Raw genomic sequence first — 14010 nt, forward strand, 5'->3', positions numbered from 1 at the left:
GCTCAGTGCGCGCCGCCGGCGGAGGGCGCCGCCTGCCCGGCGGCCTCCGGGGGGAGGGTGCGGGCACTGAGGGCGAGGTCGTTGTTGATGGTGAAGTAGGGGCGCAGCCGCACCGTCTCCGGTCCGGGGCGGCGGGTCTCGGTGGCGGGCAGGACGTCGGTCTTCTTGCGGTGGACGGTGTCTCCGGCGATGCGGGCCAGCCGCACCGGGGGCTCGTGGTCCGCCGGGTGGAGGAAGAGGTCCCACATGGTGTGCTCGCCGGTGTGGCGGGCCAGGGCTTCGGGGTAGGGGAGCGCGCAGGCGAACCGGTCGCCGGGCAGGAGGGTGAGCGGCCGGCCGAAGCCGCCGTCCGTCGCTGTCCCGTTGCGGGGTGTGGCCACCACCGTGGCGTCCGGGCCGGCCGCGAGGCCGTGCAGTCGTCCGGTGATGTGCACGGCCTGGTCGATGACCTGGACGCTCTCCACCTCGGCGTGCCTCGCGCGCAGCCAGGTCCGGACGCTGAGGTTGCCCTCCTCGGTGGTGTAGGGGATCCACGCCGAGGCGGTGCCCTCGCGGACCCGGAGCGGCAGGGAGAGCAGCCGTGCCTGTTCGACGGTGAGGGCGGCCACGCGCCGGTCCTTGCCCCGGACCGGGGTGAGGTAGACGTCCCAGCGGCCCTCGGCGAGCGTGTGCGCGGCCCGCTCCAGGGTGGCCTCCCCGGCGGGGGACAACGGGAGCCGCACGGTGCGCTTGTCCGGGTCCTTGCGCAGCCTGAGCAGCAGCTCCGGGCGCCCCTTGGGCGCTCCGTCGAGCTCCACCCGGAAGCGGATCCCTCCGTCCGCGGTGGCCGCGGCTGCCGCGCGGGGCACCCAGGGGGCGGACCGCGGGGTGGCGCGGGGCGCCTGGCGGAGTGCCAGGCGCAGGGCCGTCACGGCGGCACGGAGCCGCTGCCCCCGCGGGCGCGCCCGGCGGTCGTCGTCGCGCAGCTCGTCGAAGAGATCGAGATAGCGGGCGCAGATCCGGTCGGGGGCGTAGCGGGCGGCCTTCTCGCGGGCGGCGTCCGCCATGGCACCGCGCCGCCCGGCATCCCGCATGAGCGAGGCGAGCGCGTGGGCGAAGGCGTCGGAGCCTTCCTCCAGCGGGACGAGCACACCGTCCCGGCCGTCGCTGATGATCTCCCCGGGACCGTGGGGGCAGTCGGTGGCCACGACCGGCACGCCGCAGTGCATGGCCTCGACGATGGTCATGCCGAAGGACTCGCCGTCGGAGGAGACGGCGGCGATCGCCCCCTTGGCCCACTCCGGCTCGATGGGGGAGACCGCCCCCATCAGCCGCACCCGGTCGTAGAGTCCCAGCTCGTCGATCCGCCTGCGCAGGAACTGCTTCTGCGCCCCGCGCCCGTAGATGCGCAGGGACCAGTCGGGGTACTGCGGGGCGACCTTGGCGAAGGCGTCCAGCAGCCGGTCGTAGCGCTTGATCCCCACCAGCCGCCCGGCCGCGACGATGGTGCGCGAGTCCCCTGTGGAGGGGGCGACACCGGGTGCGGGGACGCTGTTGGGGATGCACAGGATGCGGGTGGACACCCGGGTCAGGGCGGCGCGGTAGCGGGCGGCGTCCGCCTCCGAGACGGTCACGAAGGCGTCCAGCCCGGCGAGAGCGTCGTTCTGGTCCTCGCGCAGCTGGTCGTCGTGCATGTCGAAGGTCAGGTGCTCCTGGCCGATGCGCAGGTAGCGCGGCTCGCCGTAACGGGACAGATAGCCGTTGAGGACCGGGCGGGTGGCGATGACGACGTCGGCGTCCGTCGCCCGGAGGTACGCGGCGACACGCTCGTCGGTCAGCCGGCTGGGCGCGAGCGGGCCGTGCTGCACGCCCCGGTCGGCGAACATGACGGTGGGCTCGGCGGCCGCGGCGGACCCGCCCTCGTAGGCGGGGGTGTCCCGGCGCCAGTCGATCAGGGGCCGCAGGCGCACGCCGGGGCCCAGCCGGAGACTGGCCGTCTCCTGGGGGCGGTAGACGGAGACGACCTCCACCTCGTGGCCGGCGGCGGCCAGCGCGCCGCTGAGATTGACCGTGGAGCGGATGGTCCCGCCGATCCCGTAGGCGTTGTAGATCAGAAACGCGACCTTCACACTGTTCCCCGTCCCCTTGCGGCCGACATGCTTCCCCGTGGCCGGTACTCGGCCTGCCCGGCCGACGGCGCGGGATACAGACCAATTTGTGACTCAGATCCAGCGGGTGCCGGGATGGTTGCTCCGGGAAACCTGATTGTGCGTCACGTCACATGAGGGCCGCATGACGGGGCGTCCTGCGGAGAGGGGGCCGCTGCTCGCGCGGCCGTGCGCCGGTGACCGGGGGTGGCTGCCCCGTCGTGGCCGGGGGGACACTGCTCTGGTGCGGGCCGGGGACGCCCGGGGGAGTCCGCCTTCGCGGACCGACCGACCGGCTGCCCGGCTGCCCGACCGGCTGCCCGGCCGGCGGACCGGCCGACTGCCCGACTGCCCGGCCCGGCTCCGGCAGAGAACCGTCCATGAGGAGAACGCCCGTGACAGTGGCCGAATGGCTGAGCGTACTGACCACGACCGACAGCCGCGAGAAGGCGCTGGAGCTCGCACGTGGTGCCGTCGATGCGCGCCTGGCGGCCTGTGCGCAGGTCAGCGGGCCCGTGGCCTCCGTCTACTGGTGGGAGGGGGCCACCGAGACCGCCGAGGAGTGGCAGGTGGTCTTCAAGACGGCGGGCGCGCGGTACGCCGATCTGGAGGCGCACCTCAAGGCCGCGCACGACTACGAGACGCCCGAGATCATCGCTACGGCCGTTGTCCGCGGCAGCGCGGAGTACCTGGCCTGGGTGGGGGAGGAGACCGCTCTCCCGGACTCCGCCGACCCGGACACCGCCCTCCCGGGCTCCGCCGGCCCGTGATCAGTCCTGCGTGCGCTCGATCCGTACCGCGCACACCTTGAACTCCGGCATACGCGACGTCGGGTCCAGCGCCGGGTTCGTCAGGGTGTTGGCCCGGCCCTCGCCCGGCCAGTGGAACGGCATGAAGACCGTGTCCGAGCGGATCGAGTCCGTGATCCTGGCCGGAGCCACGGCCCGCCCGCGCCGGGACACCACCGACAGCCGGTCGCCCTCCGACACGCCCAGGCGCTGCGCGAGCCGCGGGTGCAGCTCCACGAACGGGCCGGGCGCCGCCGCGTTGAGCTCGTCGACACGGCGGGTCTGGGCGCCGGACTGGTACTGGGCGACGACCCGGCCGGTCGTGAGGAGCACCGGGTACTCGGCGTCCGGTTCCTCGGCCGCCGGCCGGTGGGTGACGGGGACGAAGCGGGCCCGCCCGTCCTCCGTCGCGAAGCGGTCGAGGAAGAGCCGGGGCGTACCGGGGTGGTCGTCACCAGGAGCCGCGGAGGACACGGAAGAGGCAGAGGACGCAGAAGACCTGGGAGACCCCGGAGCCGTGTCCGGGCAGGGCCAGAAGACGCCGTCCTCCTCGGCGATACGGCGGTACGAGATGCCGGAGTAGTCGGCCGGGCCACCCGCCGAGGCGCGGCGCAGTTCGGCGAAGACCTCCTCGGGGTCGACCGGGAAGCCCTTCTCGTGACCGAGCAGGGCGGCCAGGGAGTGCAGGACCTCCAGGTCCGTCCGTACGCCCGGCGGCGGGTCGACCGCCTTGCGGCGCAGCAGCACCCGGCCCTCCAGGTTCGTCGTCGTTCCCGTCTCCTCCGCCCACTGGGTGACCGGAAGGACGACGTCCGCGAGCGCCGCCGTCTCGGACAGGACCACGTCCGCCACCGCGAGGAAGTCCAGGGAGCGCAGGCGCTCTTCGACGTGGGCGGCGCGGGGCGCGGAGACGACCGGGTTCGAGCCCATCAGGAGAAGGGACTTGATGTCGCCGCCGAGCGCGTCGAGGAGCTCGTACGCGCTGCGGCCCGGACCCGGCAGGCTGTCGGGGTCCACGCCCCACACCCCGGCGACGTGCTCGCGCGCGGCCGGATCGGTGAGCTTGCGGTAGCCGGGCAGCTGGTCGGCCTTCTGGCCGTGCTCGCGGCCGCCCTGGCCGTTGCCCTGGCCGGTGAGGCAGCCGTAACCGGACAGGGGGCGGCCCGCACGGCCCGTGGCGAGGCACAGGTTGATCCAGGCGCCGACGGTGTCGGTGCCCTTGGACTGCTGCTCGGGACCGCGCGCGGTGAGGACCATGCCGGCCGGGGCGTCGCAGAACATCCTTACCGCGTCGCGCAGTTGGGGGACGGGGACACCGGTGATGCGTTCGACGAGCTCGGGCCAGTGCGCCATCACGGCCGCCCGCGCCTCGTCCCAGCCGGCCGTGCGGCCCTGGACGAAGTCCTCGTCCGTACGGCCTTCGGACACGACGATGTGCAGCAGCCCGAGCGCGAGCGCCAGGTCGGTGCCGGGACGGGGCGCGAGATGGAGGTCGGCCTGCTCGGCGGTGCGGGTGCGGCGCGGGTCGACGACGATGAGCGTGCCGCCGTTCTCCTTCAGCTCCGTGAGGTAGCGCAGCGCGGGCGGCATCGTCTCGGCGAGGTTCGACCCGACGAGGATCACGCAGCCGGTGCGCGGGATGTCCTCCAGCGGGAAGGGCAGGCCGCGGTCGAGGCCGAAGGCCTTCTGGTGGGCGGCGGCGGCGGACGACATGCAGAAGCGGCCGTTGTAGTCGATCTGGGACGTGGACAGGACCACGCGGGCGAACTTGCCGAGCGCGTACGCCTTCTCGTTGGTGAGCCCGCCGCCTCCGAAGACCCCGACGGCGTCCGGTCCGTACACCTCCCGGGTACGGCCGAGCCCCTCCGCGATCTTCGCCAGAGCCTCCTCCCAGGTGGCCGGCTCCAGCCTGCCGGTGGCGGGGCGTCGCACCAGGGGCCCGGTCAGGCGCACCCGGGAGGAGAGCACTGCGGGCGCCGTACGGCCCTTGCCGCACAACGCGCCCCGGTTCACGGGGAAGTCCGTGCGGTCGACGACTTCCACCCCGTCGCCGTCCCCCGCGGCGGCTCGCAGCTTCATGCCGCACTGGAGCGCGCAGTACGGGCAGTGGGTGGGGGTCGACGGCGGGGTGGCGGCCGGAGCGGGGGAGGTGCGGGGCATGCCGTCAGCATGCGACGGCGGTGTTACGGCGACGGTCGCCCAGGTGTTACGCCCCCGGTACGCCCGGCTCCGCCCGGCCCCTGCCGCCCGGTGAGGCGGCAGACCCGGCCGGCACCCGGGCGGCCGTCAGTCCGCCAGCGCTTCGGTCACACCCGGCTCCTCGCGCCCCAGGAAGCGCGGGTCGGGCTCGGTCGCGGCGTCGAGCGCCGCCTTGCCGGCCGCGAAGATCTCCCGTACGCCGCCGTAGTACCAGGTCGCGTCGCGTCGGGCGTCGACCCCGACGCCGTACGCGTCGACACCGGCGGACCGGCACAGCGCGATCGCCCGGCGGATGTGGAACCCCTGGCTCACCAGGACCGCCCGGTCCACCCCGAAGATCTTCTTGGCGCGTACGCAGGAGTCCCAGGTGTCGAAGCCCGCGAAGTCGCTGACGATGCGCTCGTCGGGCACGCCGCGCTCGGTCAGGTAGGTGCGCATGGCGTCCGGTTCGTCGTACTCCGCCCGGCTGTTGTCCCCGGTCACGAGCACGACCTTCGCCCTGCCCGTCCGGTAGAGCTCGGCCGCGGCGTCGAGGCGGTTCGCGAGGTACGGCGAAGGGCTGCCCTGTCGGAGACCGGCCCCGAAGACGACGACCACGTCGCGGGCCGGGGCGTCGGCCGTCGTCCTGACCCGGCTGTCGGCGGCGGCGTGCAGCCAGGTCGCGGGGGCGAGCGCGAGCACGGAGGCGAGCATGAGGGCCTGAACGGTACGTCGTCGGGCGCGGCGGGTGCGGGGTACGAGGCGCGGGCGCTCCAGTCGTCCGCCCGCCCACCGCTGTGCCCCGGCCCGTGCCCTGCTCCAGGAAAACCGCATGCTCTCGCCCGCCCCCGACTGGAATGATTTCGCCATGTCGAGACAATTCTGGCCCCTGTACGGTCTCCGGATCACGACTCCGCGCCTCGAACTGGCGCTGCCGGACGGCGATGTGCTCGACGAGCTGGCAGGCGTCGCGGCCGACGGCGTGCACGACGAGGCGTCCATGCCGTTCTCGGTGCCGTGGACGGACGGGTCGCCGCAGGACCGGGCGCGGGCGACCTTCCAGCACGTGCTGGGCACCGTCGCCGAGTGGCGGCCGGAGAAGTGGACGCTCAGCCTCGCCGTGCGGTGCGAGGGCCGGACCGTCGGCCGGCAGGACCTCGCGGCGGACGGCTTCCCGGTGACCAGGGAGGGACAGACCGGCTCCTGGCTGGGGCTGGTACACCAGGGGCGCGGAATCGGCACGGAGATGCGGGCGGCCGTGCTGCACCTGGCCTTCGAGGGGCTGGGGGCGCGGTATGTCACGTCGGCGGCGATGACGGACAATCCGCGTTCGCTGCGGGTGTCGGAGAAGCTCGGCTACCGGCCGGACGGCCTGCTGGTGGAGTCGGTACGGGGAGAGGCCAGGACGGTGCTGCGGCTGCGGCTGGGCCGGGAGGACTGGGAGGCGCACCGGACCGTGCCGGTGGAGGTGGCGGGCCTGGGGCCGTGCCGGGAGCTGTTCGGGGCCTGACGGCCCCGCTCCCGGCCGGCGCGGTGGGACCCCCTCCGGCTGCCGGGGCCGGAGGGGTTCTCGCGCGGGCGCCCGCATCGGCCGGAGGGACCCCCGACGGGCTGGATTCCTCGGCGGGGCGGGGGACGAGGAGGGGCCTGCCCGGCGCGGCCTCTGACACCGGCCCCGCCCGGCCGGTGAGGCCGCGGAAAACACCCGTCACCCTCACGCAACGAGGCGGCAACGTGAGCCCGGCAGTATCGGTCCATGACGGAGTCGGCAGCACACCGCGCGTCACTTCCTCTCGACAGCACGGCGCAACTGCTCGCCCGCGTCACCGCCCAGCTCGGCACGCAGCTGAGGTACGTCTCCCTGAACGGAACCCGCCGTCCGATGACCCCGCCACCGCCACCGCCACCGCACCCGCCCCGGACCTCCGCGCCGCCCACCCTCGTCGCCGTCGCCCACGGCAGCCGCGACCCCGACGCACTGCGCACCGTCACCGCGCTGCTGGAGCGCGTCCGCGAGCTGCGCCCGGGGCTCGACGTACGCCTCGGCCACATCGAACTCAACGAGCCGCTGCTGACCGGCACGCTCGCGGGCCTCCACCGCGGCCGGGGCGGCGACGCCGTGCTCGTACCGCTGCTGCTCGGCCGCGGCCACCACGTCAAGTACGACCTGCCGCAGGCCGCCGTCACCGCCCCCACCTGCGCACCCGGATCGCCGCCCCGCTCGGCCCGCACCCCCTGCTCGTCGAGGCGCTGTACGCCCGCCTCACCGAGGCTGGCTGGCAGGCGTCCGACGCCGCGCACCCGGGAAGCGGCATCGTCCTCGCCGCCGCGGGCTCCCGCGACCCCGAATCGGCCGCCGACACCCGCCGCACCGCCGCCCTGCTCAGTGAGCGCCTCGGCGGAGTCCCCGTCGTCCCCGCCTACGCGTCCGCCGCCTCGCCCACCGTCCCCGAGGCCCTGCGCGCCCTCGCCGCACGCGGCCGCCACCGCGCCGCCGTCGCCTCGTACTTCACCGCGCCCGGCCGCTTCGCCGCGCAGAGCGCCGCCGCCGCACCCTGGATCTCCGCCGCGCCGCTCGGCACCCACCCCGCCCTGGCCCGGCTCCTCCTGCTCCGCTACGACCAGGCCCTCGCCTCCCGCTCCACGACGTCCCGGCACCAACTGGCCGCCGCCTGAGCCCCGGCTGTCACTGCCTGCGTCTACTGTCGGTGCATGGAAGGCACAGCGCACGACGTCCCACACGCCGAAGACCGACCGGCCGCCGCCCCACCGCACGACGCCCCGTTCCCCCACGTCCCGCTCCACGACGCCCTCTACGACGGCGCCGCCACCGAGCGCTGGGCCGCCGAGCCCGACAAACGGCCCGGCAGGACCGCCTTCCAGCGCGACCGCGCGCGCGTGCTGCACTCCGCCTCGCTGCGCCGCCTCGCGGGAAAGACCCAGGTGGTCACCCCCAACTCCAGCAGCCAGGTCTGGGACGCCAGCCCCGCACCCGCCTCACCCACTCCCTCGAATGCGCCCAGGTCGGCCGCGAGCTGGGCGCGGCCCTCGGCTGCGACCCGGACCTCGTCGAGGCGGCCTGCCTCTCCCACGACATGGGCCACCCGCCCTTCGGGCACAACGGCGAGCAGGCACTCAACGACTTCGCCAAGGACTGCGGCGGCTTCGAGGGCAACGCCCAGTCGCTCCGCCTCCTGACCCGTCTCGAACCGAAGCGTTTCGTACGGTCGGAGCCGGGCGGCGAGATGGTCAGCGTCGGCCTCAACCTCACCCGCGCAGCCCTCGACGCCGCCACCAAGTACCCCTGGCCGCGCGGCGCCCACCCCACGGACCCCGGCTCGGTGAAGTTCGGGGTCTACGAGGACGACCTGCCCGTCTTCGCGTGGGCCCGCCAGGGCGCCCCGGCCCACCGCCAGTGCTTCGAGGCCCAGGTCATGGACTGGTCCGACGACGTGGCGTACTCGGTGCACGACTTCGAGGACAGCCTGCACGCCGGCCACCTCGACCCCAACGTCCTCTTCGCCGAGCCCGAGCGCCAGGACGTCTTCGCGGTGGCGATCGGCAGGTACGTACCGGAGGACACCAGCCCCGAGGAGCTGGCGGAGGCCCTCGACCGCCTCCTCGACCAGGAGTGGTGGCCGCACGGCTACGACGGGTCCGCCGTCGCCCAGGCCCGGCTGAAGGACGCGACCAGCCAGCTCATCGGCCGCTTCTGCCTGTCCGCCGAGGGCGCCACCCGCCAGGCGTACGGAACGGGCAGGCTCACCCGGTACGCCGCCGAGCTGGTCGTCCCGCGCGAGGTCCGCCACGAGTGCGCCGTCCTCAAGGCCGTCGCCGTCCGTTACGTCATGCAGCGCGACGAACAGGAGCGGCTCCGCGCCGACCAGCGCATCGTCGTCGCCGAGCTCACCGAGGCACTCACGGCCCGCGCCCCCGAGGGCCTCGATCCCCAGTTCCGCGCGCTGTTCACCGCCGCGCCCGACGACAGGGCCCGCAAACGCGTGATCGTCGACCAGATCGCGTGCTTCACGGACGCCGCCGCCCTGTCCCTGCACGCCCGGCTCACCGCCCGCGCACCACGCCGCGCATGACCGTGCCACCGGAACCGGTCCGCCGCCGCGCGGTCCGCCGTCGCACCTCTCCGGAGCCCCCCGCGACACGCCCGCAGCACACCCCCCTCTTCCCCCATCACGCTCCGTGCGGGACGCTCGAATACGGCGGCACAGTGTGGGGCAGGCACAGAGGAGGCACCAAGTGGTCGACGCAGATCTGACGTTCGTCATCGTCGGTGGGGGGCTGGCGGGGGCGAAAGCCGCCGAGACGCTCCGCAGCGAGGGGTTCACCGGCCGGGTGATCCTCATCGGGGACGAACGCGACCATCCCTACGAACGCCCTCCCCTGTCCAAGGGGTTCCTGACCGGCGAGAAGGAACGCGACAGCGTCTTCGTCCACGACACCGGGTGGTACGCACAGGCCGACATCGAACTGCACCTCGGCCAGTCCGTGGTCCACCTCGACCGCGCGACCAGGACGGCCGTGCTCGGTGACGGCACCGCCCTGCGCTACGACAAGCTGCTGCTCGCCACCGGCTCCGAGCCGCGCCGCCTCGACATCCCCGGCACCGGTCTCGCCGGCGTCCACCACCTGCGCCGCCTCTCCCACGCGGAGCGGCTGCGCGGCGTACTGGCCTCCCTCGGCCGCGACAACGGGCATCTCGTCATCGCCGGGGCCGGCTGGATCGGCCTGGAAGTCGCGGCCGCCGCGCGCGGTTACGGCGCCGAGGTCACCGTCGTCGAACCCGAACCGACCCCCCTCCACCAGGTCGTCGGCCCGGAGCTCGGCCAGCTCTTCACCGACCTGCACAGCGAGCACGGAGTCCGCTTCCACTTCGGCGCCCGCCTCACCGAGATCGTCGGCCAGGACGGCATGGTCCTCGCCGCCCGCACCGACGACGGCGAGGAGCACCTCGCCCACGACGTCCTCGCCGCGATCGGCGCCGCCCCGCGCGTCGCGCTCGCCGAGGCCGCGGGCCTCGACCTGGCCGACCGCGCGCACGGCGGCGGCATCGCCGTGGACGCCGGGCTGCGCACCTCCGACCCCGACATCTACGCCGCCGGCGACGTCGCCGCGGCGCACCACCCGCTCCTCTCCACCCGGCTGCGCGTCGAGCACTGGGCCAACGCGTTGAACGGTGGCCCGGCCGCCGCCCGCGCGATGCTGGGCCAGGAGGTGTCGTACGACCGCGTCCCGTACTTCTTCTCCGACCAGTACGACCTCGGGCTCGAATACTCCGGATGGGCGCCCCCGGCACGTACGACCAGGTCGTGATCCGCGGAGACGCGGGAAAGCGCGAGTTCATCGCGTTCTGGCTGAAGGACAACCGGGTCCTGGCGGGCATGAACGTGAATGTGTGGGACGTCACCGAAACCGTCCAGGCGCTGATCCGCTCCGGAGCCCCGGTGGACACCTACGCCCTCTCCGACCCGTCCGTGGACCTGGCCTCCCTGCTCGGCTGACCACCCGGCCGGCCGCTCACCGGCCGCTCGGCCGACGGAAGTGTCCGAGCGCCGCCGTACACTTCACGCGTGGCAGGCAGGATCAACGATGACGACGTGAAGGCGGTCCGGGACGCGGTCCCGATCGACGCCGTTGTTTCCGAGTACCTCCAGCTCCGCAACGCCGGCGGCGGCAATCTGAAGGGCCTGTGCCCCTTCCACGACGAGAAGTCCCCGTCCTTCCAGGTCAGCCCGAGCAAGGGTCTCTTCCACTGCTTCGGCTGCCAGGAGGGCGGCGACACGATCGCCTTCGTGATGAAGATCGACCACCTCTCGTTCTCCGAGACGGTCGAGCGCCTCGCCGCCCTGGCGGGCATCACCCTGCGCTACGAAGAAGGCGGCTACAACCCCGCGCACCAGCGCGGCGAGCGCGTCCGCCTGGTCGAGGCGCACAAGGCCGCCGCGCAGTTCTACACCGAACAGCTCGACTCCGCCGAGGCGGAGATCGGCCGGAAGTTCCTGGCCGAGCGCGGCTTCGACCAGGACGCCGCCCGGCACTTCGGCGTCGGCTACAGCCCGGCCGGCTGGGACCACCTCACCCGCCACCTGCGCGGCAAGGGCTTCTCCGACAAGGAGCTGACCCTCTCCGGCCTCTCCCAGGAGGGCCGCCGCGGTCCCATCGACCGCTTCCGCGGCCGCCTGATGTGGCCGATCCGCGACATCACGGGCGAGGTCGTCGGCTTCGGCGCGCGCAAGCTGCGCGAGGACGACAACGGGCCGAAGTACCTCAACACACCCGAGACGGCGATCTACAAGAAGTCCCAGGTCCTGTACGGCATCGACCTGGCCAAGAAGGAGATCGCCCGGACCAGCAGGGCGGTGGTCGTCGAGGGGTACACCGACGTCATGGCCTGCCACCTGGCCGGCGTCACCACCGCGATCGCCACCTGCGGCACGTCCTTCGGCGGCGACCACATCAAGATCCTCCGCCGCCTCCTCATGGACAACGCCTCGGCCGAGGTCGTCTTCACCTTCGACGGCGACGCGGCCGGCCAGAAGGCGGCGCTCCGCGCGTTCGAGGACGACCAGAAGTTCGCCGCCGAGACGTCCATCGCGATCACGCCCGGCGGCATGGACCCCTGCGACCTGCGGCTCGCCAAGGGCGACGCGGCGGTGGCGTCCCTGGTCGAGACGCGTACGCCCCTCTTCGAGTTCGCCATCCGCCACGTCGTGTCCCGGCACAACCTGGAGACCCCGGCCGGGCGGGCCGCCGCGCTCGACGAGGCCGCGCCGATCGTCGCCAACATCAAGAACATCGCGATCCAGCACGAGTCCGCGGTCCAGCTCGCGGGCATCCTCGGCATCCTCGACACCCAGTTCGTGGTCAAGCGCGTCGCGCAGCTCGCCCGCTGGGCGCGCGACCGGGGCGGCCGGGGGCCCGCCGTGCCCCAGGGCCGCCGGCCCACGCCCTCGTACGACATGGGCCCCGCCCTGCCCCCCGGCCCGTCCGGTCCCGCGCTGAATCTGCGCAGCCCCGCGCACCGCACCGAGCGCGAGCTGCTGAAGCTCGCCCTCCAGCGCCCCGAGCTGGTCTCCCCGGCGTTCGACGCGTACGGGGCGGACGAGTTCACCGCCCCGCCGTACGCCGCCGTACGCCAGGTCATCGAGGAGGCGGGCGGCGCGGAACAGGGCGCGCAGGACACCTCCGACTACCTGGCGAGGGTCCGCGAGACCGCCCCCAACGACACGGTGCGCGCGCTGGTCACGGAGCTCGCCGTCGAACCGATCATGCGCAAGGCCGTCGACGAGGTCTACGCCGGCGAGCAGCTGATCCGGGTCCGCCTGCGCGCGGTCGACCGCCGCATCCTGGACGTCCAGGGCACGCTGGCCCGCCTCGGCGGCCCGCACGCCGACCCGCAGCAGCTCGCCGCCGTGCAGAACGAGCTGTGGGTCCTCCAGCAGTACGCCCAGTCCCTGCGCAACCACGGCGCGGCCGCGCTCTGACGGCTCCTGCCGCCCGGTGACGGACCGGACCCAAAAAGTCACCGCACGCCCCTCGTGGCGGTGATGTGTCGTACCCCACACTGGGTGGCGGTGCCTGAGTCCTCGGAGCGCGGCCGACCCACGCCGAGTGGGCCCCACACCCGCGGATCCGCTCATCGTGTACGGGACGGACGGCGGCCCGGTGGCCGCTCCCGTCCCGCTGCCGCACGCCCCCCGAACCGGCAGCGATCACCTGGAGGTCGCCCCCCGTGCAGACCCAGACCCAGAGCCAGCCCCCGGCGTTGACCGACGTCATCACCACGGTCCCTCCGCGGAGCCGGGGCGAATTCCCCCCCGAAACCGACCCCGTAGATCCCGTAGATCCCGTAGATCCCGTAGATTCCGTAGATTCCGTGGAGGTCGTGGAAGCCGAAGTCCTCGTCGAGGACTCGGTGGACGCTCCCGGAACACCGGAGGCGCCCGGGCGGCGGCGCGACGGCCGCGCCGACAGCGGGGGCCCGTCCTCCGACCTCTTCCGGCAGTACCTGCGCGAGATCGGCCGCATCCCGCTGCTCACCGCGGCCGAGGAGGTGGACCTGGCCCGCAAGGTCGAAGCCGGGCTCTTCGCCGAGGAGAAACTCGGCAGCGTCCGCGACCCGGACTCCCAGCTCGCCGTCGACCTCGACAGACTCGTGGTCATGGGCCGGATGGCCAAACGCCGCCTGATCGAGGCGAACCTGCGTCTTGTCGTATCCGTCGCCAAGCGTTACGTCGGCCGCGGTCTGACCATGCTCGACCTGGTCCAGGAGGGCAACCTCGGCCTCATCCGCGCCGTCGAGAAGTTCGACTACGCCCGCGGCTACAAGTTCTCGACGTACGCGACCTGGTGGATCCGCCAGGCCATGTCCCGCGCGCTGGCCGATCAGGCCCGCACCATCCGCGTCCCGGTCCATGTCGTCGAGCTGATCAACCGTGTCATCCGCGTCCAGCGCAGGATGCTCCAGGAACGCGGCTACGAGCCCACCCCGCAGGAGGTCGCCGCCCACCTCGAACTCACCCCGGAACGGGTCGGTGAAGTACTGCGCCTCGCCCAGGAGCCGGTGTCGCTGCACGCACCCGTGGGCGAGGAGGACGAGGTGGCGCTCGGCGACCTCATCGAGGACGGCGACGCCGCGTCCCCCGTCGAGTCGGCCGCCTTCCTCCTCCTGCGCGAGCACCTGGACGCCGTGCTCTCCACGCTCGGCGAGCGCGAACGCGAGGTCGTCCAGCTCCGGTACGGCCTGGCCGACGGCAGGCCCCGCACCCTGGAGGAGATCGGGCGCCTCTTCGGCGTGACGCGCGAACGCATCCGCCAGATCGAGTCCAAGACCCTCAACAAGCTCCGCGACCACGCCTTCGCCGACCAGCTCCGCGGCTACCTGGACTGACCGCCGGCCCGCC

At 73.6% G+C, this 14010-nt stretch carries 6 protein-coding genes and 4 pseudogenes; 7 read left to right on the forward strand and 3 right to left on the reverse strand.

The genetic code is table 11. The annotated features are described in order from the left end of the window. Nucleotides 1-2: 2 nt before the first annotated feature. Nucleotides 3-2108 (reverse strand): glycosyltransferase family 4 protein, encoded by a 2106-nt coding sequence (locus tag BN1555_RS21765; RefSeq protein ID WP_093800952.1) that lies wholly within the window; start codon nt 2106-2108, stop codon nt 3-5. Between the two features lie 413 nt (nt 2109-2521). On the opposite strand from BN1555_RS21765, the gene cutA reads away from it, so the two are divergent. Then, entirely contained in the window at nt 2522-2896 is a 375-nt protein-coding gene (cutA, locus tag BN1555_RS21770; protein WP_255306117.1) for a divalent-cation tolerance protein CutA, read from the forward strand. Here cutA and BN1555_RS21775 read toward each other — a convergent pair whose 3' ends face one another. Then, the gene (locus BN1555_RS21775; protein WP_093800954.1) at nt 2897-5074 is read right to left on the reverse strand and encodes a molybdopterin oxidoreductase family protein; all 2178 of its coding nucleotides are present in this window, start codon (nt 5072-5074) and stop codon (nt 2897-2899) included. Between the two features lie 126 nt (nt 5075-5200). After that, a complete protein-coding gene (locus BN1555_RS21780) occupies nt 5201-5926 on the reverse strand; it encodes a SanA/YdcF family protein (RefSeq protein WP_093800955.1) in 726 nt (241 codons plus the stop codon). 34 nt (nt 5927-5960) lie between these two features. On the opposite strand from BN1555_RS21780, the gene BN1555_RS21785 reads away from it, so the two are divergent. From BN1555_RS21785 to BN1555_RS21810, 6 genes and pseudogenes are all read left to right on the forward strand, one after another. After that, nucleotides 5961-6602: a GNAT family N-acetyltransferase gene (locus BN1555_RS21785; protein WP_093803548.1), complete on the forward strand. Its 642-nt coding sequence runs from the start codon at nt 5961-5963 to the stop codon at nt 6600-6602. A 246-nt stretch (nt 6603-6848) separates the two neighbouring features. Beyond that, nucleotides 6849-7768 (forward strand): annotated as a pseudogene (locus BN1555_RS21790) (sirohydrochlorin chelatase). A 147-nt stretch (nt 7769-7915) separates the two neighbouring features. Continuing rightward, a pseudogene (locus tag BN1555_RS21795) lies at nt 7916-9183 on the forward strand (deoxyguanosinetriphosphate triphosphohydrolase); the annotation flags it as partial. A 163-nt stretch (nt 9184-9346) separates the two neighbouring features. Further along, nucleotides 9347-10608: pseudogene (locus BN1555_RS21800) on the forward strand (NAD(P)/FAD-dependent oxidoreductase). A gap of 69 nt (nt 10609-10677) precedes the next feature. Further along, the gene (dnaG, locus tag BN1555_RS21805) at nt 10678-12591 is read left to right on the forward strand and encodes a DNA primase (RefSeq protein WP_093800956.1); all 1914 of its coding nucleotides are present in this window, start codon (nt 10678-10680) and stop codon (nt 12589-12591) included. Between the two features lie 63 nt (nt 12592-12654). Next, nucleotides 12655-13997: pseudogene (locus tag BN1555_RS21810) on the forward strand (RNA polymerase sigma factor). Nucleotides 13998-14010: the final 13 nt, after the last annotated feature.

The sequence above is a fragment of the Streptomyces sp. Wb2n-11 genome (assembly GCF_001049855.1).
In the GTDB taxonomy this organism is placed as follows: Bacteria; Actinomycetota; Actinomycetes; order Streptomycetales; family Streptomycetaceae; genus Streptomyces; species Streptomyces altiplanensis.

Bases quoted from the DNA above. Each gene is read 5' to 3' on its own strand.
- BN1555_RS21785 (WP_093803548.1), top strand. From the start codon at position 5,961: ATGTCGAGACAATTCTGGCCCCTGTACGGTCTCCGGATCACGACTCCG.
- BN1555_RS21775 (WP_093800954.1), bottom strand. From the start codon at position 5,074: ATGCCCCGCACCTCCCCCGCTCCGGCCGCCACCCCGCCGTCGACCCCC.
- BN1555_RS21780 (WP_093800955.1), bottom strand. From the start codon at position 5,926: ATGCGGTTTTCCTGGAGCAGGGCACGGGCCGGGGCACAGCGGTGGGCG.